This is a genomic window from Paraflavitalea soli (genome assembly GCF_003555545.1).
Taxonomy (GTDB): domain Bacteria; phylum Bacteroidota; class Bacteroidia; order Chitinophagales; family Chitinophagaceae; genus Paraflavitalea; species Paraflavitalea soli.
In genome coordinates, this window is the sequence record NZ_CP032157.1 from 5,605,341 (window position 1) to 5,629,419 (window position 24,079).

Below are 24,079 nucleotides of genomic sequence, written 5' to 3' on the forward strand. Positions count from 1 at the left end.
TCGATTTGTGAGAACAAAACTAACAGGCCTTGTGCAAAGCCATTGGGTCCATTATGCGCAAAGCGATAAGACCAATTAAGGACAAGCCTCCCGCAGGCACAGCACCAACTTCTCCACCCCCACTTTCATTTTGTATTTGGTATAAGCGGTAAAGCCCAGCATGATGGCCGGGGACAACTTATATTGTATGGTAAAATAACTCACGAAAGCAATAGCCAGCCGCTCCTTTTGAATGGCTTCTTTGAACTTTGTCATATCGATGTCTTCCGGCAGCCAGCACAGCACATGCATGCCCGATGGCGCCACGCTCACACGGAGCTGATCTTTCAAATGGGTTTGCAGCAGGTGTAATAATTGTTGTTGGCGTTCTGCATAGAGCAGGCGCATCTTGCGGATATGCCGCAGGAAATAACCGCCTTCCATAAAATCACAGAGGATCAGCTGTTCCATCACCGGCGATTGCCGGTCCTGGTTATCTTTTACGCGCTTGAACTCATTGACCATTTGTACAGTAGGCAACACGATATAGGCAAGTCTTAATCCGGGAAACAATACCTTACTGAATGTACCGGAGTAGATGACGCGTCCGCCGGTATCCATACCCTGCAGGCTGGGCAATGGCCTTCCCTCATAGCGAAACTCACTGTCGTAATCATCTTCCAGTATCCAGCTTTGCTGTTGCCGGGCCCAATCCAATAACTGCTCCCGCTTCCCATGCGATAAAGTACACCCCATGGGGAACTGGTGGGAAGGCGTCACATAGGCCAGTTTCGCATCCGGAAAATGCTGCACGCCATGTGCTACGTTCAACCCATCGGCTTCTATAGGTATTGGACAGGGTATTACGCCTGCATTGGTAAAAGCGATCCTTGCGCCATGATAACCGGGGTCTTCCATCCATACCTTATCGCCTTTATTCAGCAGGCATTCAACCACCAGGTTCAGCCCTTGTTGTGATCCGGTTACTACGATCACCTGTTCAGCTTCGCAGGTCACGGCGCGTGCTATGCGCAGGTAGGCAGCAATGGCTTTGCGCAGGTTCCAGCAGCCGAGGGTATCCTCATAACCCAGGTGGGCCTGCTTGAAATTTTTCAATACCTGGTTTCCCGATTGCTGCCATAATTTATAAGGAAATTGATCAAGGGCAGGCATCCCTACCTGGAAGGGGACCGCCTCTATGCGGCTGCCCGTTTGTGCATTTTCTGCTGGCCTCGCTGCAAGGGGTTTTACAGGGGGGGCAGTAGCTTTGGAAGGAACCTGCCCATTGCGGGTGGCATTCAATAAATGGTCTGGTAGTTTTTCTGCCACAAATGTGCCGGCGCCCGTCTTACCTGTTACATAGCCTTCCATCACCAGCTGTTCGTAGGCCTGGCTCACGATCACCCGCGCCACGCCCAGCTCTTTGGCCAGGTTTCTGCCGGGTGGCAGGCGGTCACCAGGCCGTAGCCGGCCAGCAAGGATCATCGCCCGCAACTGTTCATACAATTGTAAGTACAGTGGCGTGGCCAATTGCCGGGAAAGCTTAATGCCTGCAAGAATGATCTCTGGTGATTCTTTTGCCATAAGGACATGCGAATGTAACCAACTCCCTTATTATATGTAAATACCGCCTACCTGGCCCCTTGGCAAGGGATTGTTGCCCAGTTTCCAATACAGCCTGCCATGATTTTCCTTGCCATACTTTTCAAAATCGGGGTGAATGGATTCGATCTTGTTATTACTTAGGTCGCAGTTTTGAATACTGGCCTTTGCAAAATAATCCGGCAATTCTGTGATCAGGTTATGCTGTACCCAAAAGTAAGTATAGAACCCGCATTTCAAGACCGCTCTGGGTATTACACTGATCTTATTATTGCTGGCATAAAAAGAACCCAGTGGCCCCGCAAAAAGCGAATCATCCAGCACTTCCAGCTGATTATGTGAAATATCCAGTTTTCGCAGCTGGTGCATCCCTTCCCGCAGCTGAAAACTCGTCAATTGATTGCGTGCCAGGTTCAGCTCTCCCCATTGCAGGGACTTGTTGTTATTGGCGGCATACAATTTATCGGTATTCACTTCGGTGATCTTATTGGACCGCAATAAAAGCGTATCCAGGGCCAGCCGTGCCAGGAAGTAAGGAAATTCTTTGATGGCATTGTTTGACAAGTCGAGGTAGTTGAGCATGGGCAAAGTAGCCAGCTGTTCGGGAACGGCAGTCAGTTTATTTTGTTTGGCTTCCAGTTTGCCCAATTGCTGCAAAGCGTACAGTTGTGACGGCATAGCCGTTAGCCCCGTACTGTTAATGTTCAATGTCCTGAGTTGGGTGAGCGATGCCAGCCAATCCCATTGTTTTAATTTAATCCCTTCTACATTGAGCACCTGCAATTGCTGCAAGGATTGCAGGGCGTTTTCATCGGCCAGTGTGTTGTGGGCGATCTCCAGTGTTTGTAATTGCGTAAGCTCCCCAATGGAGGCAGGGATGGTAATATGACAACCATTCAGAATCAACACGCGGCATTCGGGCATTTGCTTCATGAGTGCGATAGCGCCACCGATATCAAACCGTTCACACGAATCAAAGTGCAGTTCTTTGATGCCTGTAAAGAAGATCATTTCCCGGGGCAGACTGATATCGGGCAATTCACTGATGCTGAAGATGGCTGTATTCACGCGGGCAATATGATCATTGGCGCCGGCAATGCAATGAAACATCAACCTGAAGAGCATGGAATCCACATCCACATGCTTTACAATGGAATTGACCTTACGCTCTACATCACCACCTGTACGCAGGGATATCTTCGATTCTTTTACATACAATTTAAAAGCCTGTGATCCATATTTATCATACAGCTTTTCTGCCGCCTTGTGCACTTCCTTATCGGGATGGGCCATCATAATGGCCGCCAGTATACTTTGAATGGACTTATTGGCGCCACCGGTGGCAATGATCTGGAAAGCTACTTTGTAATTCTCCACCTGGTTGCTACACAGCAATTGCAGTAACTGTTCATTGACGGGTTCATTGTCTTCCGTCAGTAACCAATGATCGCCTCCTCCTATCAATACTTCGTTCAAGTGATCTACGGTGATCAGCGACCGCCCGGCAACGATAAAAGGAGCCGCTTCTTCTACGGTGGTATTACCACCCACCACTACGATGGTATCCTCGTTATCCGCATTGTTATCTGCACTGATGCCGTATTGCTCCAGTTTGCTGTTAATGGACTTGATGGTCTCCCCCTTTGGCTTGTCCAGCAGCCGGAGGCTGGGTTTTAGTTGCTGTGCAATCGACGCAGCCAGCTTATTGGGCAACAGCTCCTGTATGCCCAGCATGTTTTTAATAAACAGGCCAAACAGGAGTTGGGTTTGCAAGTCACTGTATCCTTTGCCGGCTACAAATGCGCGGAAGGGTGTTAACAGGTCCTCAAACTTGTACCTGAACTTTACTTTTTTCGTAAGGCCCAATGCCAGGGGTAACTGGCTATCGGTACTGATCCATAGTCCCCGGCATTCTACTTCCGTTAGCCTATCCAGGATGGCCAGGTTGGCCGCTGACAAAAAAGCAATGCTGTTGGTATGTGGGAAGTCTACCTGCAAATATTGTAAACGGGGCAATGCCGCTATAACCTTAAAGATACCGGGCATGTCCTGCTCATTCTTTTTGGCATTGGTAAGCGCCAGGGTTTCCAGCCTGGTGAGCAGGCTGATCTTCTCCGGGAAACCAGTGCCCCGGTATCCATTCAGCTCCAATGATCGCAGGACAGGCAAGGCAGACAATCGCACCGCCTCTTTATTAAAGTCCATCAGGTTATTATCCCTGATGCCTATATACTCCAGGGATAACATGTTTTCAATACCGGCAGGCAGCTCCCTGAATTTTGTCTTGTAAATAATAAGGCTCTTCAACTGTGTTAGCTTATTAAAAGAGGCAGGCATGGCAGTCAGGTCATTGGAATGGATACTCACCGTACGCGCACCGGGATACGCATCGAAGAAATCATCGGGCAGGGAAGGTATGGCCCCTTCATAGTCGTTCCATTCCAGGAGGCCATGTTCCGCGTTATATCTTATATACTTTGTTAAGTCCATCAGGATTACATTTTGGTGAGGATCAGTTTGCCGATCTCCGGTATACTGTACAGGCGTTTCAGGCTTTTTTTATCGGAGGCTACCAACTCCTGCGCCATGGCCAGCCGCAGATCATTGGGAATAAAAGGCAGTAGAATGAATGCCTTGATATTGTCAAATGCCTTGTCGGTCAGTTCTTCTTTACTATACAGGAGGTAATTGGTAAGGCGCGTCATGATCACGGACAGGATATCCATGCGTTTGGTTTTGCCATCTACCAGGGCTTTCACTCTTTCTTCTACTATCTTGAACAGGGGTGCGTTGAGAATTTCTTCCGGCGCCACCACCTGGTCCATATCCATATTGATAAAAGTGATGAAAGCTACGGTGGTTTCTGCATCGAGACAGCCATCGGCCAGTATCTTCACGAGGTCCAGTTCTTGTTTCAGGTCGGTAATCCCTTCCAGCGAACGGAAGAATTGTACCAGCGAGCGGGGGGTGGTTCGTGTGCCCGTTACGATCTCGGGATAGGTCAATATAAAATCAATACCCCGTGGGTCAATGCCGCTTTGCTCGGCCCATTTGGCCCAGGCCTTTACTTCAAATTCCATGGTGAGGTGCATCATACGGGTGAGCATGGCATCATCCATGGTGGTCACGGAATAATCACCCCCGTCGGGATTGGCAGTGAGTACGATCAGCCAGCCGGGCGGGAACCGCCAGCTCACGAGTTCATAGTTTTGCAGCAGTTGCATGATGCCCCGCAGGATGCGGTCGTCGGCGCGGTTCACATCATCGATGAGAAAGATACCGGGACCGGCTTTATGCGGCACCCAGTCGGGCGCTACGAATTTGGTACCGGCTACGCCATCGGCTTGTTCTATTCGTGGCATGCCAAGCAGATCGCCCATTTCCTCAAACTGCGCAGGAGCGATGTATACAAATTCATAACCCTTGCTCAAGGCAAAGTCCCTGATCAATTCTGTTTTGCCAATGCCGTGCATCCCCCAGATGCATACGGGCGTAGGGCGCTGCTCATGGGGCTTATCGAGGAACTGGCCGCATACATGCGCGAGCAATTGAATCACCTGGCCTGCATGGGCCTTCGATCCGTAGGTAATGTAATTGAACTGTGTATTGGTCGACATATAGTGTATTCGTTAAGCCATCAGCCGGGCTTTGCGGCCAGGCAGTTGTTGAAAAGTAGTTGAATCGGGTTGGATGCCATGGCGACTGATCACCCACAATACGGGAAACCTGGGGATGGCCGTAGGCGGATGAGCTACGCCATCGGTGAAATAGATCAGTCCGTCGGGATAAAATTCTTTGTTGCCATATTCGATCGGCGGATTGAAATTGGTACCGCCTCTTCCCAATACAAAAGCAGGGGCAATCCCCTGGTAAGCATAGGTGCGTTTGACCGATGCGTCACATTCTATCACCAGTATCTCGGCACCGCCACGCCACAGGTGATGTATCTCATTGAAGAAATCATGGAGCTCATCTTTGTTGATGCTGCCCGAGGTATCCACGGCTACCAGTAATTTCTTCAATCGCCGCACCCTGATGCCCGGGTTGGTACCATAGCGTTTGGAAGGACGCTTGAGTGTATTCCGTATCCTTGTCTTGCTGCTGCTTTCGGAGAAGAGTTTGATCACACGCCGCCAGTCTACCAATGGCTTTGCCTTGTACAACAACTGGTTCAGGTAAGCTTTAAAGCCAGCGGGCAGTTTGCCATAGCTTTTTTCATTTGTCTTTGCCCGGGCTATATGCACCAGGTTGTCAATATCGGCATCCAGCAATCCTTTTTCGATCTCATCCAGGGCGCTGATCTCTTCCCAGGCGCCATGGCGGTCTAGTCCATGTGAGGAATCGCGGATGGACTGCAAAGCAGCAGCGCTGGCAGTACCGGCAAACAGGGTATCGAGGTTTTGCTGCAGGTGCAGCAGTTTCTCATAATAGTAGCGCCAGGATCCGTCGGATGCCAGTTGCAGTTCGGGGAAATCTTCCCGGAAAATGGATTCCGGGGGCAACTGTGCTTTGTCGATGTATTGATTGACCACGATATCCATGGCAATATTCACCAGGCGCCTGTTAAGGCCCTTAATATTGGCCAGGGTATGCTTGTATACGATGTGCAGAATTTCGTGCTTTACTACGCCGTAGCGGTGTCGCTTGTCGGTAAAGAACTGGTCCCAGAACACGGGATTGATGTACAGTACATGCTTGCGCTCCCGGAGTCCTACAGCCATGGTTTGGATAACATCATCGGGGGCTACTACTTCTTTGTTGAGGGTGCTGAAAAAATGCGAATAGAAGGGTTCCTGTAGTAATAAGGCGATGCTGGTTCTCGTAACCTCTTCCAGGATACGGCTATGATCAACTACAGGGGGCATCAACAGGATTTAGTGTTAAAAATATAAATCTAAGTAACTGCCGCCACTCCTGCAAACCACATCCCCTTGCAGGTTATTGAAAGGCCTCCCCCATAAAGTATTCCCTCCCTTTCCCCTACTCGACAAATCCCGCACATTACTGCACTTTTTAAGAGAATTTAAACGTCTGCCACAACTTTCATTTACCTGTACCTGTATCTTTAAGCCCTCACTGCAAAACAGCGATTCAATATAGGATTATGCCAAACCGATTATCAACATTTGCTACCGCCCTCCTGATTGCTTTTATAGTACAAGCTTGCGCTGGTTCCAAATCACCTATGAAGCAGCCATCAGCTGTAGCCAATACTCCACCCTCTTCAGCTCCCAAAGCACAAAGAGAATTCCGCGCTGCCTGGATAGCTACCGTAGCCAATATCAACTGGCCCAGCAAGCCCGGTCTTTCTACCGAACAACAAAAACAGGAAGCCATTGCCTTACTTGATTACCTCAAAGCCAATAATTTCAATGCCGTCGTATTTCAGGTAAGGCCGCAGGCCGATGCCTTATACCAAAGTTCCCTCGAACCCTGGTCTTATTACCTCACCGGTGTGCAGGGCAAAGCACCTAGCCCTTATTACGATCCCCTCCAGTTCTGGACAGAAGCCGCCCACGACCGCGGCCTCGAAATGCACGTATGGCTCAATCCCTACCGCGCTCACCATACCGTAGGGGGTGAAGTATCCGATAGCTCCATTGTGAAGAAAAGACCCGAACTGGTAGTAAAACTCAAACAAGGCAATTACTGGTGGTTTGATCCTGCCCTCAAAGGCACACAGGACCATTCAGCCGCAGTAGTTATGGACATCGTAAAGCGTTATGATATCGATGGCGTTCATTTTGATGACTATTTCTATCCCTATCCCGAATACAACAAAGGAGAAGATTTTCCCGATAGTGCCAGCTATGCCGCTTACAGAGCAGGTGGTGGCAAACTCGAAAGAGGCGACTGGCGCCGTGATGCCGTGAACACTTTCATTGAGCGCCTCTACAAAGAGATCAAAGCAGAAAAGAAACATGTGAAATTTGGCCTCAGTCCCTTTGGTATCTGGCGTCCTGGTTATCCTGAGAACGTGGGCGGCTTCGATCAATACAGTGTACTCTATGCAGATGCCAAACTCTGGCTCAACAAAGGCTGGATCGATTATTTCTCTCCCCAGCTTTATTGGCCTATTAGCCGTCTGCAGCAAAGCTTTCCCCTGTTGCTGGGATGGTGGGCTGGTGAAAACACACAGAACAGGCACCTCTGGCCCGGCATGAACGTAGGTACCGATACCAGCATCCGCAATGTCAATGAGATCATCGGTGAGATCATGATCACCCGTGCCATGGTGCCCAATAGCATAGGCGCTATCCATTGGAGCATTTCACAACTCACCAAAAGTCCGCAGATGACCAGTGGCCTCATCAACGGCCCTTACAAAAAACAGGCGTTGATCCCTTCCAGTCCCTGGCTCGACAACAAAGCGCCGGATGCACCCGTAGTAACCCTCGATCAATTGGGCAATGCTTTAAAAATCAGCTGGACCCATCCCGATGAGAAAGATGTTTTCCATTATGTAGTATATGGTAAGTTCAAAGACAATGCCGGCAACACTACCTGGAAGTACAAGGTCATGAACCGCAACGACCGGTCCACCACCTTCGACCAGACGACCGACAAAAACATGCCTACCCATATCGTAGTAACAGCAGTAGACCGCAACGGCAATGAAAGCACTTATAAAGAAATAGAGAACACCATAAAGATCACAGGCACGAGCGCAGTGATCGTGCCCCGCTCCGGTTGGAATGCCGCAGTTCCCAAACCCTTCCGGCAACATACCCCCGTGAAGATCACCATCCACCACGAAGGCACCGCTTTCGATTCCTCCAAAGATGCCGCTAAGCATATTAAGAATGTACAAACCTGGGGCATGGGCAAAGACAGGAACTGGGCAGATATACCCTATCATTTCTTAATTGCGCCCGACGGCACCATATACGAAGGAAGAGATGTGTACACAGTAGGAGAAACAGCCACCGAGTACGACCCTGCCGGCCACCTGCTCATCTCCTGTCTGGGCAATTTTGAAGAACAGCAAGTACCACAAAAACAACTGGACGCCCTCACCAGGCTCCTGGCTTATTGCGTTAAAAAGTACAATATCCCGGCCGAGACCATTGCTTCCCACAAGGACCATTCCACCAAAACCGATTGTCCCGGCAAAAACCTCTACCAGTATTTACAGAATGGATATATCAAAACAAAGGTGAAGGAGTTGGTCAACTAACTCCCTTCCCCACCCTCACCACATTCATCGCATGGTATTTGGCCACCTCTTCTACATACCTCCCCGTACAGCTCAGTTTCAACATCGCCATCCAGCACTGCCGTACAGGCAACTGGATCGACAATACGATCGTATGTACTTTCGGTCCCTGCGCTCCAAATGAAAACGTTTCTGATACAGTATTATCTACCCGTAAACTTTGGGCATCCCCTGGATCACCCCACAATAAAATGATCTCTGCAAAATAACCTGTTGCAAGACCACTGTGCTGGCGCACAGCCTCAGTACCCAACTGCACACTGAGGTGCAACATCCCTTTTTCGATCTTTACATGCCAGCCTCCTTTATACAGTTTCGCCATAGGGTAGTCGCCATCTTGAAAATCAAGGTTGGCCAGATGCATATAATCCATCCCATCACCCAGGTGCGAAGACCGATCCTTTTTTTGTTGGCTGATAAGGTGCAGGAGAAGAAGATGAGGCAGGCAGCTACCAGGGCTTTTTTAGGCGGGGTTATTCGATCTCAATATAGGCAAAAGTATAAATCTGCCTAATCAACCTCTTTGGTAAAAGATACTATCATGTTCAAATTACACAGCTGCATTCTCCTTTTTTAGCAGGTAAAATCCAGCTCCCTATTGGGTCATCATCTATATGCATGACATATTAACAAAGCACGAAACCGGTTTCGTAATAAGATAAAAGATAATATTTAGTTCTCATTAACTTAACGCATTCATAACCATATCAACGTTCCATACCCCTTGATTTTCTAACAACTTTGCAACTCAAATTAAACTTAGAGCCAAATGAAACATTTCAACCCACGGGTAACCATGTGGGGTGTACTGCTATTGATGCAAATGCTACTGCATGCAACTGCATTTACCCAAACAACCCAGACAACTGCTAAAGGAACTGTATTAAATGAATCTTCCACTCCCATGCCCGGTGTGACGGTGGTGGTAGCCAGTGAAAAAGGACAGTTTAAACGATCAGCCCAAACGGACACCAAGGGCGCCTTTGAATTTAAAGGCCTCGCCACTTCAAGCACTTACACCTTCACTTTCTCGCACGTTGGCTATGCAGAAAAAGTGGTGAGCGGTATCAAAGCCGATGGTGCAGGAAACATTACACTGGATGTGAAACTGGAACAATCATCCACCAACACGGCAGCGGAAGTGGTAGTGGTTGGTTATGGTAAGTCTACCAAACGTGATGTTACCGGCGCCGTTAAATCAATAAAAGCTGCTGACTTCAATCGCGGTATCATCAACACGCCCGAAGAACTGCTGCAAGGCAAGGTATCAGGTGTGAATGTCACTTCTGCCAGTGGCGAACCAGGCGGTATGCAAAGCATCACCGTACGTGGTCCCGGTGGTATCAGAACGGGTAGCACGCCGCTTTTCGTAATCGATGGAATGCCGCTGGACAATGCTTCTACGGGTGGAGCCACCAACCCGCTCGCTACGATCAATCCACAGGACATTGAATCGATAGATGTACTGAAAGACGCTTCTGCCACGGCTATCTATGGCGCCAGGGGCGCTAATGGTGTTGTGCTTGTTACCACCAAAAGAGGTAAGGCGGGTTTAACCACCATGAGCTATTCCTTTAATGGCGGCTTCAGCAAAATGGCCAATAAGCTTCCTGTTTTTGATGCTGCTCAATACAAGAAAGAGATCACGGCGCTCAGTGGAGACCTGCGTGATTTTGGCGGCAATACGGACTGGCAAAATGAAGTAAGCCAAACGGCCTTTACACAAAACCACAATATCAACCTGTCTGGTGGTACTAATAAATTCACCTATTATGGTTCTTTCGGCATGCAATTGCAGGAAGGTGTGTTGAAGAAAAACACGCTGAAGCGCTACAATGGCCGGATGAACATGACGCAAAAGCTGTTGGATGACCGGCTGACTGTAGAAGTAAACCTCAGCGCCAGCAACACGGTCAATGCCCGTCCGCCAATCGGAAGCCTGGTTGGTGGCGCGCTCTCCACCAATCCAACGATTCCGGCTTATGGTCCGGATGGCAAACCTTACGCCTTTGAAAATGGTACAAATCCCGTGCTGCTGCTGGAACTGGAAAAGGACATTACCACGGTCAACCGGGTATTGGGCAATATCAGCGGTTCGCTCCTGTTGTACAAGGGCCTTACCTACAAACTCAATTTTGGTATAGATAATTCTACGGGTACCAGGGATATTCAATCCAAACCCAGCACGGTCCCCTTGCGACTGGGCGGACTGCAAACCTACAATACCTACAACCGCAACTACCTGGTAGAAAACTATCTTACCTATAGTACAGTACTCAACCGGCACAGCATCACTGCACTGGCCGGCCATTCCTACCAAAAGATATTCCTGCAAGGCAGGAACACCAGCATCAATAATTTCACGGGCACGGCTGTTGAACCGATGTATAACCCAGGTCTTGGATCAGACATGACACTCGCAGGTAACAGGCCCGGCGGTTATGCACTGGTCAATGAATTGCAGTCTTTCTTTGGAAGGATCAATTACCAGTTCGATGGTAAATACCTCTTCACCGCTACGGTGCGTGCGGACGGCTCTTCCAAGTTCGGTAGCAATAACAAATATGGTACCTTCCCCTCCTTCTCCGGCGCCTGGATCATTTCCAAGGAAAGCTTCATGGAGAACAGCCCTTTCTATAACCTCAAACTGCGTGCAGGCTGGGGACAGACGGGCAACCAGGAGATCCCCTCCAAAATTACACAGGCATTGTTTACTGCGCAGGGTGTATCAGCAGCTACCAGCTATCCCTTATACCCCACCAATGTGTATGCACAGGGTACTGCCTTCTCCCGTTTAGCAAATCCCGATATCCAATGGGAAGTTTCGAACCAAACAGATGTAGGTGTTGATTTTGAATTCTTCAAAGGCGCGCTGACGGGTACCGTAGATTACTTCCGTAAAATATCGGATAATATCCTGGTAGAAGTAACAGCCGGAGACCCTATTCAGCCTGTATCTACCACCTGGACGAATATCGACGGCATGAACATCGTGAACCAGGGTGTTGAACTTGACCTTAGCTACCGTCATACTACGCGTGGCGGATTTTATTATTCAGTAGGCGGTAATGTTACCTTCATTAAGAATGAAGTAAAGAATTCTCCCTTTACGGTGATCAACACGGGTTTTGCCAATACGGCGGGCCTTACAGCGACTCCTGTAAACGGCTATGTAAACGGACAACCAATTGGTACCTTCTACATGCGGGAATTCCTTGGTCTCGACGCCAATGGCTTCAATTTATTCAGAGATGTTAATGGTGATGGCAATATCACGGACGACAAAGACCGTGTAGCAGTGGGTGCAGCCTTACCCAAAACCATTTACAATGCCTTTATCACCCTGGGCTATAAAGGGTTTGACCTTTCTGCCAATATCAATGGCCTTTCAGGTAATAAGGTATACAACCAAACGCGCAATGCGATCTTCTATAAAGCATTGCTGGTAAAAGGTGGTAATACTACTGCTCAGGCACTTGATCAACCCAAAGAGGCCAATAGCAACAACGCGCAGGTATCCTCCAGGTTTGTTGAAGATGGAAAATACCTCCGGCTTAACAACCTGTCAATAGGCTACAATTTCAACCTCCAAAAACTTGGTCTGTCAAAATGGGTTTCCGCAATGCGGGTATCATTAACGGGTCAGAACCTGTTTGTGATCACACCGTATACCGGTTATGATCCGGAAGTTAATACAGACCGGGCAGAGGCTGGCATTTCATCCTATGGTATCGATTACCTCAGTTATCCCAAGGCACGTTCATTCCTCCTTGGTTTCAACATCACTTTCTAAAACAGACGCTTTATGAAAAAGACAATCAATATATTCCCCATCCTGCTGTTCTTGATCTTTAGCAGCATAGGATGTACCAAGCTCAATGAGCAGGTGCTTGATGAAGCTAATGCCACCAACCTTACCGACAAGCAGGCAGCAGAAGGTCTCATAGGGCCTGTATATGCCCGCCTCCCGGACATATTCCTGCACACGAACTATTTCGCCCTCCAGGAAATTTCTACCGATGAGGCGATACTTCCTTACCGGGGAAATACAGATTGGTTTGATAATGGTATCTACCTTACCAATCACAAGCACGAATTCATGACCACTGATAACAATATCAAGAATACCTGGAACTTTATCTTCCAGTCTATCTCCAGGTCTATCAGTGCCATTAATCAATTGCCCTCATTAAAAGATCCATCCGTAAAGACCTTTACCGCAGAAGCAAGGGCTATGCGCGCTTATTACAGCCTGCTCACGCTCGATCTGTATGGTGTAGTATTTGTAAAAGATGATCCCAGCGCACTCTCTGATATTTTAAGAGGCAATGCTGCTGTAGAATACATCAAGAAAGAGTTGCTGGCCGCCGAACCCGATCTGGAAACGGTGAATGTAACGCATGGCAGAATGTCCAAATCGGCTGTATGGGGCATGTTGGCCAGGTTGTACCTCAATGCAGCAGTCTACAGAAATATTTATGCTGCGCCTACTTTTGCTCCTGAAGATATGGATAAGGTAATTGAGTATTGTGATAAGATCATCTCTTCGAATAATTACCAATTGTCACCCGAATATTTTGCCATTTTCGATGACAATAACGACAGCAATAAAGAGATCATCTTTGCTGTTGACCAACGTTCCGATCTTAATGGGCATAACCGTATGGCCTATTTCTCCCTGTCTGGTGATCAGTGGCCCCTGCCTGATAATGTGGCCGCCAATGGCACCGATGGTCCCGCCATCACATCCGACTTTTATAAAACATGGCAAACTGCTTATGCTCCGGCGGATCCTTCCATTGATCCCCGGTTTTATAAAGAGAACCTGTCTATCTATTCCAATCCGGCAGATAGCTGTGTACCGGCTGCGCAGTATTTTATCAACCGCGGTATCCTGCGGGGCCAGCAATATGGCCAGGTAAAGAAAAATGGGGTTTTCATGAAATGTGTCAATGGCAACATCAAGGTTGGACCGCTTTATCATGATTCACGGAGCAGGCCCGACCTGCCGGTGATCTTTACGGAAAATGTTGACTTTACACCTGCAGGCAGCAATTATCCCAATGGCTACCGCGTATCCAAATATATGTTTAGCCGCAAATCGGTAAACGGCCGCAACTTTGGGGAAGCCAATATTGTGATCTTACGCCTGGCTGATATTTACCTGATGCGTGCAGAAGCAAAACTGAGAAAGAACAACGATGCTGCCGCTGCGCTGGCAGATGTCAATACCGTACGGGCATCCCGTACGGCAAGACAAAAACCACCAGCTTTGACCAGCATGACGCTTGATATCCTTTACCGGGAACGCGGATTTGAATTCTATTGGGAATGCCTTAGAAGAACGGATATGATCCGCTTTGGTAAATATGAAGGCACCTGGACGGAGAAAACCAATACCGATGTGAAGAAAAGGTTGATGCCTATTCCACAAACAGCTATTGATGGTGCGTCTAATCTGAAAGATTACCTGAAGCAGAACGATAGTTACTGATTGATAGCAGCTGTTCGTGTTCTATATAAAAAGCCCCCAAAGGTGAGTGACCTTTGGGGCTTTTTCATTATCGTAATTATTGCGCCAGGTATCCGCCATCTACATTGTAGTAAGCGCCTGTTACAAAAGAGGCCTTGTCCGAATTGAGCCAGAGCGCCAGTTCGGCCACCTCATCAGCGGTCCCCAGCCGGCCCATCGGATGCAGGCTCACCAATGCTTTCATGGCAGCCTCGTTTAAACTTTTAGTCAGTAGCGGCGTAACGATATAGCCCGGCCCGATGGCATTGATCCGTATCTTCTTATCAGCATATTCCAGCGCTGCCGATTCCGTAAGTCCGATCACGCCATGTTTGGCAGCTGCATAGGCGCAGGAAAGCCTTGTGCCTACCTTACCCAAAATAGAAGCCATATTCACAATGCTGCCACCGCCTGCCGCTGCTATCGCAGGCAGCTGGTATCGCATACCATAAAATACGCCCGACAGGTTGATGCCAATCACTTTGTCCCAACCATCGATGGGGTATTCTCCGGTGGTAGCCTGCGGCCCGCCAATGCCTGCATTGTTCACCGCAATATGGAGGGCCCCAAATTGCTTTACAGCCTGCTCCACCAGCTGTTTGCTATCATCGGCTTTGGAAGTATCGGCTTTCACAAACACTGCTTTCCCACCCTTGGCTTTTATCTCCGCCACAGCAGCATTGCCCCCTTTTTCATCGATATCCGACACCACCACCTTTGTCCCTTCTGCTGCATATAACAGGGAGATGGCATGACCAATACCTGAACCGCCTCCGGTAACAATAGCTACTTTTTTTTCTAAACTTTTCATAGCGTTCAATTTAATTGATGGATTTGAATGACAGTTTGGCCGGGGAGGAGTATACCTGTTTCAGGCAAATAACAGCACTTTATTGCGCCAGTCCGATCTGCTTCATAAATGCCTGGTTGTCCCAGAAAAGGTACTCTTCAATCATCTTGCCGTCTTTCCAATGGCCAATCGTACACATACCTAATTTAAATTTCTTACCCGTGGGTGGAATAGTTTTGCCATTGCCAACAGGCATCGGTTGAGAGAAGGAGCCTTCCATTTCACCGATCACAGCCGTCCAATCGCCACTGCCAAATTTAACGGGATGCGTTTTGATCTTTGTATCCGGTGCAAACACAAACATGGGTTTCATCATATCTATATGATGCGGATAAAGACCTTCTGTAATAGCGCCATCAGGATAATAGACCTTAATATTGTCGGCGTGGCTAATAGCAAAGTCAGCCCATTGTTGGTTACTGTAAAAAATATAATCCAGTGAATCAAATCTTGCAAGGCGCATTTCCGTCCATGCCTTTTCTGCCTGAAATTTGTTCAATTCACCTTGCAGCGAATCAATCTTCGCCTGCATCGCAGCGGGATTACCCGTGCCGGAACAGGAAGCCAGCTGTATGATCAATAAACCAGTAAAGGGTAAGGCAAGGAGTGATCTGATAGCCAGTGGTTGCTTTTTCATAAATCATTAATTTAAAAATGAAGGAAAGCGCCGCAATGCAAATGCCTCTGTATAATGAAATGTAAGAATTCCAACAGTAACATATGCAATAAATCGACCACCTGACTGAACTGTTGAGGTTCAAAGCGCTTTTAACGACAGTTACTATAGACAAGGGGGGCGTCGCAGACAAGGCAAACGCTATAACAGGAAGGAAACCGACCCCTACTCCGGGATCGCAACACTATACCCTACTTTTATTTTGTCCATTACCACATGGGTATAAAAATGTTTTACATTGGAATTGTCCAGCAGCCATTTCCTGGTAAACAATTCATACTCCTGCATGGTGGCCATGTTCACAATAATGACGAAATCATAACTGCCGGTCACATAATAACACTGCATCACTTCGCTGCACTGGAGCATAGACTGTTTGAACTTTTCAATGTCTTGTGAACCACACCGCTCCAGGGCGACTTCTACAATGCAGGAGATCCCGATACCGGCTACTGAGGGAGAAACAATAGATACATCTGCTTCGATCAGTTTTTCATCTCTCAGGCGTTTCAGTCTTCTTTGCACAGCCGAAGCGCTGAGCCCTACCTGCTCTGCCAGCTCATCCGAAGTGAGGCGGTTGTTCTGTTGCAATAACCTGAGCAGGTGCCTGTCGAACTGATCTGTTTTCATGCAGCTTTTACCCGTTTAAGGAATCAAAAATACCGTAAAAACCCATCAAACGAATGTATTTGCGGGTTTCCTGTACTAGCCTATTTATAGCTTTGCTCTTTCAAATCGCATTGTTGACTATAACAGTGCTTCATACTGTAAACTAACAATTCTTATATGGAAATGCCCAACAACACGCTATCAAAGATCGTTCAGCCTTTTAGTCCGGAAGAGATCACAGCCTTTAGAAAGGATACGGAAGGGTGTGCCAACATTATTCACCTCAACAATGCAGGCGCCAGCCTGATGCCCGATCCTGTAACGCAATCCATCCTGGATCATATCAAACTGGAAGCGTCCATCGGCGGCTACGAAGCATCAGCCCTTCAACAGGCAGCCATCAGCGATTTTTATGTGCAGGCCGCCCGCTTATTCAATGCCAGGCCTGGCAATATTGCTTTTACGGCCAGTGCTACGGACGCTTATACCCGCGCCTTATCATCCATCCCATTCAAAGCCGGTGATATTATCCTCACCTCCAATGATGATTTTATCTCCAACCAGATCCAATTCCTCTCCTGCCAAAAAAGATTTGGCATCCGGATAGAGCGGATCAGGAACGCACCCGAAGACGGGGTAGACCTCGATGACCTGGAGCACAAATTAAAGACCTTGCATCCCCGGCTGCTGGCCATTACCCATATACCCACCAATTCGGGCCTGGTACAACCCGTACAGGCCATTGGTGCAATAGCAGCCCGGTACGATACGCTCTATCTGTTGGATGCCTGCCAGTCGGTAGGACAAATGAAACTGGATGTACAGGCCTTGCATTGTGATTTCCTAAGTGTCACCAACCGCAAATTCCTACGGGGCCCACGCGGAACAGGTATGCTATACATATCAGACAAAGCCTTACAAGTCGGACTGGAGCCGCTCTTCATCGACATGCGGGGGGCCGAATGGATAGAGAAAGATGTATACAAACAACGGCCAGATGCTATGCGCTTTGAAGATTGGGAGTTTGCTTATGCATTGGTCTTGGGAACAAAAACGGCCATTGAATATTTTCTGCAGGTGGGTGAAGACAGGGTATGGCAGCGCGTGCAGGAATTATCATCCCGCTTGCGTACACAACTAACAGGGATCAATAAGGTAAGGGTTCTTGACAGGGGCCCTGAGCTGGGTGGCCTGGTTACGTTTACCATAGCAGGCGGCGATCCCGTACAACTCACGCAGGCATTGCTGAAGCGAAAGATCAATGTAGTGCCCAGCTACCGGAAGTTTGCGGTCATTGATTTTGATGAGAAGAAGGTAGACTGGGCGCTCCGCGCTTCTCCACACTACTTCAACACCAATGATGAACTCGACCAATTTATCATAGCCATGAAAGAGATCATTTAGATTACAAGATCAGGGTGAGCCGCCCTTCAAGGGTGGGTCGCCCTTCAAGGGTGGGTCGCCCTTCAAGGGTGGGTCGCCCTTCAAGGGTGGGTCGCCCTTCAAGGGTGGGTCGCCCTTCAAGGGCGGCTCACCCTGATCCTGTCGAAGCCAGCTTCGATGAACTCAGCCCCGCTAAGGCGGGGTAAACGCTGACAATCTTGTTACAGTGACTTCCGGCAAGCTTTTCTCGTTGCCTTGTTGCCTTTGTCCCTCGTTGCCTATTTCAGCAAGCCATACAGTATATTAAAATATAATTTGTTATCTTAGAGATAAACAATGAACAGGGATATACTGTCGATCATTAAAAGCTTCAATGTAAACAGGGAGCAGCAGGTATTGCCGCTCAAGTATGAAGCTATGTCAGAAGATCCCTTTCGTTTTTTCCGGGGCACCTGTCATTTATTTTACCACGACCTGTTAGCTGATTACCCTTTTACAAGCTCTCCTTTTACCTGGCTATGCGGCGACCTGCACCTGGAAAACTTTGGCAGTTACAAAGGCGGTAACAAGCTGGTGTATTTCGACATGAATGATTTTGATGAAGGCATACAGGCGCCTGTGTTATATGATATTTCAAGATTGCTGGTATCGCTACAGATCGCATTAACAGCCATTGAGTTTCCCAAAAAAGAAAAGAAAAAGCTGGTTCAGCAATTACTGCAGCAATACCGCTATGCGCTGATCAAAAACAAGGCGCTGAATATTGAGAAGGAAACGGCCACCGGGCTGATCAAAAAGCTGGTCAATAAAGTAGCTGAAAGAACGAAGGCTGAATTACTGGCTAAGCGTACCAACAACAAAACGGTCAATGCCAAACTGATCGTAGACGATCGCTTACTCAAATTACCCAAAGAAGAAAAAGTGCCCCTGGCCGCCTCCTTCATAAAATGGTTCAGTCATGGGTACCATGCGGGCTATAAAGTGTCGGATATTGGATTCAGGATCGCAGGCACGGGCAGCATTGGTGTAAAACGTTATATCTTCTTATTGGAAAACGAGATCAATCCAAGGCAGAAAAGAATGATCGATGTAAAGATGGCCATGCCTTCTTCTATTCCTTCGCCGGCGGGTCTGCAACAGCCAGCCTGGGAAAATGAAGCAGAACGGATCATCCGGGTACAGGATATGATGCAACATGTGTCGCCGGCCTTTACCTCTGCCTTCCGCCACCAGGGCGATTGGTTTGTGGCAAGGGCCATTCAACCTACGGCCGATAAGATCAACCTCGACGATACCTGGAAGCAATCGCAGCTGGTAGGTCAATACCTGAGCGACCTGGCCCTGCTTACCGCCTCCGCACACCTGCGCAGCAGCGGCCGGCATGGCTCGGCTACGGCCGACGAGCTGAAGGCCTTTGCAGAAGACAATCAATGGGAAGGCCCGTTGGTACAATGGACAGAACAATATGCCCTGCAGGTTGTAAAAGACCATGCTCTTTTTTGTAAAGCCCTCGAAGCAGGGTATTTCAATACCTAACTTTACAATATGAACTATGAAATGCTTGTTCGCCTGTTGCTCGCCGTACTGTGGGGCGGCATGGTAGGCGCAGAAAGAGAATACCGGGGTAAATCGGCGGGCTTCCGCACGATGATCACCATCTCCATGGGCTCCTGCTTTTTTACCATGATGTCGCTGGGCATTGGGGCCAACAGTTCGCCCGACCGTATTGCTTCCAATATTGTAACAGGTATTGGCTTCCTGGGCGCCGGAGTAATATTCCGGGGCGATAACCGGGTGAATGGTATTACCACCGCTGCCTCTATCTGGGCGGTAGCCGCAGTGGGCATGGGCATTGGCGCCGGTTATTACTGGGCAGCAGCTTTTGCCAGTGTGCTCATCCTGATCGTACTGGCTGTATTACCTCGCCTGGAGACGATCATTGACAAGCTAAACCAATCTAAAACCTATACGGTGAGCTGTTCTTACGCGCCAGACGCCAGGGAGCAGTTTGAATCCTTATTCCGGCAACACGCGCTGAAATGTAAGGCGGTCAGTGAAACAAAGACAGAGAATGATCTGTCTATCACCTGGTTTTCGCAGGGCTATGCGGTACGACACGAGCAGTTCATTAAAGCCATGATGCATCATCCTGCGGTAAAAAGATTTGAATATTAAAGCTGATCGCGCAATTATACATGTAAACTTACCCGCGGCAAGGCTTGCTATAAAAAAAGTAAAAGCCCCGCGCTATTGCCCGGGGCTTGAGTGGAACAACCAGAGGGAATATACACAACCTCTGAGCCTCGTTTAACCTTTCTTTTTATTGGCCTTGTAGCGCTTATCGGGGGTGCCGTCTTTTTTCAATGGCCCGGTGGCGGCGCTTGCCTGGTTCGCTTTATAACGTTTGTCCGGCGTACCGTCTTTCTTTAACGGACCTGCTGCGCCAGGCGTTGTGGCAGCAGCTGGTTTCACAGCTGGAGTAGCTTTGTCAACAGGCTTTTTTACTTCCGCCTTCGCTACTGGTGCTGTGGCAGCAGCCGGTGTCGTTTTTTTGGCGGCCTGCACCTTCGCAGGGGCGGTCGTTTTAGCCGCAGGCGTTGTCTGTGCAAAGGTGGCAGCGCTAAATCCCACCAGGGCAAGGGCTGCAATCAGTAACTTTTTCATGTTTTGTTATTTAATAGTTTAAGTAAACTTACATTTCGTGCCAGGGTTCGCCATACCCCAGTCGCTGAACAGGCAAATACGATCGCCGAAAAAGAACTCCCCTTATCCGACCTTGCCAGCCAACTGTTTGACACTGCCGGTGCGTTTTAATATTCCCCAGCCCTGGCTCTCGCCTTTTATGGCTTTACGCAGGGCTTTGAACAAAATAAAGTACATCAGCTGGCGGTACACCAACCTTTGGGGAATGAGCCAAACCAATTTACTAAACTTCTCCCGTTCGAAAGCAAATGCCACCACACTCACCAACACATCTACGGCAAAGAAAACAAGGTAATACAAAGTGATCTTATGCATACTGGCAGGATCATGCCGGTTCCAGATCAGGCTCAGCACCAGCATAATGTCTGCTAACGGAGCCAGCATCGGTAATATTATCTGGAAGAGGAGAATATTGGGCAAGGCTACCATACCCAGTGCCTTGTACCTGGGATTGAAACAGGCATCCCTGTTCTTCCAAAAACTTTGCATGATACCATAGCTCCAGCGGAACCGCTGTTTCATAAACTGCCGGAAGGTTTCCGGTGCTTCGGTAACGGCAACAGCCTCCGGACAATTGACCACGCGGTAACCCTGGCGCAATATGCGTATGGTGAGATCACAATCTTCGGCCAGGGTATCGGTAGTAAATCCACCTGCCTGCTCAATGGCTTCCTTTTTAAATGCACCAATAGCGCCAGGCACTACGGTAATGCCATTTATCAGATCAAAAGCACGACGATCGAAATTCTGTGCGGTGGTGTATTCAATGCTCTGCCACCTGGTGAGCATATTATGTTCGTTCCCTACTTTCACATTACCCGCCACAGCGCCGATATTATTTTCGCCTGCTATGAATTTATGCATGAGTTGACTGATCGCATCGCTTTTCAACTGCGTATCCGCATCGATACAAACAACATAGGCACGATCTGTTTGGCTGATGCCATAGTTCAGCGCGGATGCCTTGCCGCCATTCACCTTGGTAAGTACCTTTACTCTGGCATGGTCACGAAAAACAGCTGCTACCTTTTGATACGTATTGTCTTTTGAACCATCATCTACAAACAGGATATCAAAATAGGGGTAGTCCTGTTGCAATAAGTTTTCTATTGTTTTAACAGCATTGACCTCTTCGTTGTAAGCAGGAACGATGATGCTCACCGCCGGCCAATCCTTTACCGGTAAGAAAGCCACTGAATGCCGCCTGCTGCTCCTGATCCTTTGCAGGATGGCCATTACAGCCATGGCCGCGATCCGCAGAAAGCCCAGGAATATGGCTACCCAAAATGCCGCTGTTAAAAAATGTTCCAGCCAGTATCCAAAGATGGCAATATTGCCATTGAGGGTTACCAGCCTATTGCTCACCCGGGGCATTACCTCCGCTTTTGTTTTATTCAGCAATTGCGAGATGGTGGTAAACTGTATACCCCTGTCTTTAAAATAGTGAATAATGCGGGGCAAGGCATCCACGGTGGCCTGCCGGTTGCCGCCGGCATCATGCAACAGGATGATCCCTTTGGAAGGATTCGCTTCGTATTCATGGATCACTCTTGCATACACACTATCAGCCGTGATGCCTTTTTCCCAGTCATTGGGATCGATGCTTTCGCCTACTGTATAATAGTTCTTCTCCTTACTCAAGGCAATAGGCTTCAATTCCACATCTGTTGTAGGCTCTGCATCTGCATTGTACGGCGCCCTGAACAGCACCGTGCTGTGGCCTGTGATAGCCTCGATCAACAAGCGGGTACTTTCCATTTCAGTAGCAGCCCGCTCGCTGCTTACGGCGGCTATATTGGGATGGGTGAAAGTGTGGTTGCCAATTTCATGTCCCTCCTTGTATATCCTTCTTAGAAGCGGCAGGTTATTCTCCGCTTCCATACCTACCACAAAAAAGGCAGCAGGTACTTTCTCCTTCTTCAGAATGTCCAACACCTGGGGGGTGTACTGCGGATCGGGACCATCATCGAAGGTCAGCACCACCTGTTTGTGTACAACCCCATATTTCTTAATTACATACTTGGTGGGCAATTGCACATACTGCTGCTCACCGATCAGCCCTTCGGTACTGTCTATGGAAAGATTGATCTTTCCCGGCTGCGGATCGGTGATCACATTCAGCACCTCCCCCTCTCCAATATAATCCGGGCGTTCCACCGGCGTATTTACATATTGTAAGCTGTTAAAATCAAATGGCTGTTGCCGGAGGTCCTCATTGCTAAGCCCCCTACTGTAATAGTTCCATAACCGTTCATCTTCACTGCCCAGCCTCCATAAGGCTGTGCCAGCCGTACCATACTCATCTGCAAAGCGTATCGTATTGAAATTAGAAGCGGCGTCGTTAAAATATACTTCATGTTTTACGTTGTTAATGTCTGTGTAATTATAATAGTTGTTGTAAGTATCGTTATCAAAGTCAATCGAGGCATGGTACTGTTGGGCATTGGCCAAAGCCTGCTGATAGGTGACGGTAACAGCTTCCATATTTTTAGACCAATCGTAGCCATACCCTGCTATACACAGGATCAGTTTTTGGGAAGGCACATCTTTGGCTGTTTCATCCAATACCTTTTCTATCCACTGCTGACTGCTGATGCTGCCCGGCACACTCGAAGCATAATGTTCATCATAGGCCATCAGGAACATGTAATCATTGTACCGTTGCAATGACTTTATATTGAAATCCTCATTGTGCGGCATGATCTCCTGCGAAACGATATATCCTTTGGGATGGAGCTTTTCGTACAGTTCTTTTTGAAAGGCAATGATGGGCGCATCGCTTTTCTCCTTATATTCTTCAAAGTCGATATTGATGCCCTGCAGTTTGTAGCGGTCAAGGTATTTTACCATGTCGTTGATAAGCCTTTCCCTTTTGGCGGGATTGTGCAGGATGCGGTGAAGCATATCCCCGTCAAATTCGCCTTCGCCCAACTGTTCATTGGTATTGTTGATAAGGGGAATGATCCGCACATGCTTTTGCTTCATCACCTGTAAAGCATTCCTATCAATATCGGCCCGCAAAGTATCCGTGGTGGGATCGATAAAAAACCATTCGGGGATCACCATATTGAGCTTATCGATATTCTGCTGCAGGGAAAAGAATGACTGGGGGTCCCAGTCTACATAAAAAGCCGCCCTTACCTGGTGATTGCTGAGGTTGGTCGTACTATTTAGCAGCCTTGTATTTTTCTCTTTTTCCCGGAGGAAGGTTTGAAAGCCTTTGTATTTTCTTATTTCCCTTTTGCTAAGCCCGGCAGGAAAGGTGGGATTGGAAAGTTTGTGCAGAATATCCGCTTCATTGGTCAAAATGGGTAAGCCGGGTTTTAAGCCCCTGGCCAGTGTAATGATCACTACCGGTACCATCAGCAGCAGCACAAAGATAAGCGACCTCCCTGTCCACTGAAAGGTTCGCCACCTCCACCGGCTACTGGTTTGAAAGACCTGTTTGTTAGTACTCATAAGGGTTGTTTGTTAGTGCTTATGGATACCAAAACTATCATACACTAACAAAGCAGCCCACAGACAGTCGGCAGGCGGGCAAAAACGGTC

General features: G+C 48.3%; 16 protein-coding genes. 6 read left to right on the top strand and 10 right to left on the bottom strand.

Features of this window, described 5'->3' with window-relative positions:
• Positions 1-75: 75 nt before the first annotated feature.
• The 4 genes from pdxR to D3H65_RS21125 are packed head-to-tail and all read right to left on the bottom strand — an operon-like array spanning position 76 to position 6,446.
• Positions 76-1,563: a MocR-like pyridoxine biosynthesis transcription factor PdxR gene (gene pdxR, locus D3H65_RS21110; RefSeq protein WP_119052217.1), complete on the bottom strand. Its 1,488-nt coding sequence runs from the start codon at positions 1,561-1,563 to the stop codon at positions 76-78.
• Positions 1,564-1,593: 30 nt separating this feature from the next.
• Positions 1,594-4,071 carry a leucine-rich repeat domain-containing protein gene (locus tag D3H65_RS21115; protein WP_119052218.1) on the bottom strand — a complete coding sequence of 826 codons (2,478 nt, stop codon included), beginning with the start codon at positions 4,069-4,071 and terminating at the stop codon, positions 1,594-1,596.
• Between the two features lie 5 nt (positions 4,072-4,076).
• A complete protein-coding gene (locus tag D3H65_RS21120) occupies positions 4,077-5,198 on the bottom strand; it encodes an ATP-binding protein (RefSeq protein WP_119052219.1) in 1,122 nt (373 codons plus the stop codon).
• Between the two features lie 12 nt (positions 5,199-5,210).
• Positions 5,211-6,446, bottom strand: a complete 1,236-nt coding sequence (locus D3H65_RS21125) for a vWA domain-containing protein (RefSeq protein WP_119052220.1) — start codon at positions 6,444-6,446, stop codon at positions 5,211-5,213.
• A gap of 239 nt (positions 6,447-6,685) precedes the next feature.
• Between D3H65_RS21125 and D3H65_RS21130 the strand changes: the two genes are divergently transcribed.
• Positions 6,686-8,758 (top strand): family 10 glycosylhydrolase, encoded by a 2,073-nt coding sequence (locus D3H65_RS21130; RefSeq protein WP_162915749.1) that lies wholly within the window; start codon positions 6,686-6,688, stop codon positions 8,756-8,758.
• Here D3H65_RS21130 and D3H65_RS21135 read toward each other — a convergent pair.
• Positions 8,751-9,119, bottom strand: a complete 369-nt coding sequence (locus D3H65_RS21135; RefSeq protein WP_162915750.1) for a hypothetical protein — start codon at positions 9,117-9,119, stop codon at positions 8,751-8,753. The genes D3H65_RS21130 and D3H65_RS21135 overlap by 8 nt on opposite strands.
• 447 nt (positions 9,120-9,566) lie before the next feature.
• On the opposite strand from D3H65_RS21135, the gene D3H65_RS21140 reads away from it, so the two are divergent.
• Both D3H65_RS21140 and D3H65_RS21145 read left to right on the top strand, forming a co-directional pair.
• Positions 9,567-12,590 carry a SusC/RagA family TonB-linked outer membrane protein gene (locus D3H65_RS21140; protein ID WP_119052222.1) on the top strand — a complete coding sequence of 1,008 codons (3,024 nt, stop codon included), beginning with the start codon at positions 9,567-9,569 and terminating at the stop codon, positions 12,588-12,590.
• A 12-nt stretch (positions 12,591-12,602) separates the two neighbouring features.
• A complete protein-coding gene (locus tag D3H65_RS21145; protein WP_119052223.1) occupies positions 12,603-14,291 on the top strand; it encodes a RagB/SusD family nutrient uptake outer membrane protein in 1,689 nt (562 codons plus the stop codon).
• Between the two features lie 76 nt (positions 14,292-14,367).
• On the opposite strand, the gene D3H65_RS21150 is transcribed toward D3H65_RS21145, so the two are convergent.
• From D3H65_RS21150 to D3H65_RS21160, 3 genes are all read right to left on the bottom strand, one after another.
• On the bottom strand, positions 14,368-15,120 hold the full coding sequence (locus tag D3H65_RS21150) for an SDR family NAD(P)-dependent oxidoreductase (protein WP_119052224.1): 753 nt from the start codon (positions 15,118-15,120) through the stop codon (positions 14,368-14,370).
• Between the two features lie 79 nt (positions 15,121-15,199).
• A complete protein-coding gene (locus D3H65_RS21155) occupies positions 15,200-15,796 on the bottom strand; it encodes an ester cyclase (protein ID WP_119052225.1) in 597 nt (198 codons plus the stop codon).
• A gap of 204 nt (positions 15,797-16,000) precedes the next feature.
• Positions 16,001-16,465: an Lrp/AsnC family transcriptional regulator gene (locus D3H65_RS21160; protein WP_119052226.1), complete on the bottom strand. Its 465-nt coding sequence runs from the start codon at positions 16,463-16,465 to the stop codon at positions 16,001-16,003.
• A gap of 156 nt (positions 16,466-16,621) precedes the next feature.
• Between D3H65_RS21160 and D3H65_RS21165 the strand changes: the two genes are divergently transcribed.
• The 3 genes from D3H65_RS21165 (at position 16,622) to D3H65_RS21175 (ending at position 20,002) form a co-directional block, all read left to right on the top strand.
• Complete coding sequence (locus D3H65_RS21165; RefSeq protein ID WP_245999553.1) at positions 16,622-17,848, top strand: aminotransferase class V-fold PLP-dependent enzyme; 1,227 nt, start codon at positions 16,622-16,624, stop codon at positions 17,846-17,848.
• A 315-nt stretch (positions 17,849-18,163) separates the two neighbouring features.
• Positions 18,164-19,363 carry a DUF2252 domain-containing protein gene (locus D3H65_RS21170; protein WP_119052227.1) on the top strand — a complete coding sequence of 400 codons (1,200 nt, stop codon included), beginning with the start codon at positions 18,164-18,166 and terminating at the stop codon, positions 19,361-19,363.
• A gap of 9 nt (positions 19,364-19,372) precedes the next feature.
• Entirely contained in the window at positions 19,373-20,002 is a 630-nt protein-coding gene (locus D3H65_RS21175) for an MgtC/SapB family protein (protein ID WP_119052228.1), read from the top strand.
• A gap of 132 nt (positions 20,003-20,134) precedes the next feature.
• Here the strand turns inward: D3H65_RS21175 and D3H65_RS21180 are convergent, their stop codons facing one another.
• A complete protein-coding gene (locus D3H65_RS21180) occupies positions 20,135-20,491 on the bottom strand; it encodes a hypothetical protein (protein WP_119052229.1) in 357 nt (118 codons plus the stop codon).
• Between the two features lie 102 nt (positions 20,492-20,593).
• The gene (locus D3H65_RS21185; protein ID WP_119052230.1) at positions 20,594-23,989 is read right to left on the bottom strand and encodes a polysaccharide deacetylase family protein; all 3,396 of its coding nucleotides are present in this window, start codon (positions 23,987-23,989) and stop codon (positions 20,594-20,596) included.
• Positions 23,990-24,079: the final 90 nt, after the last annotated feature.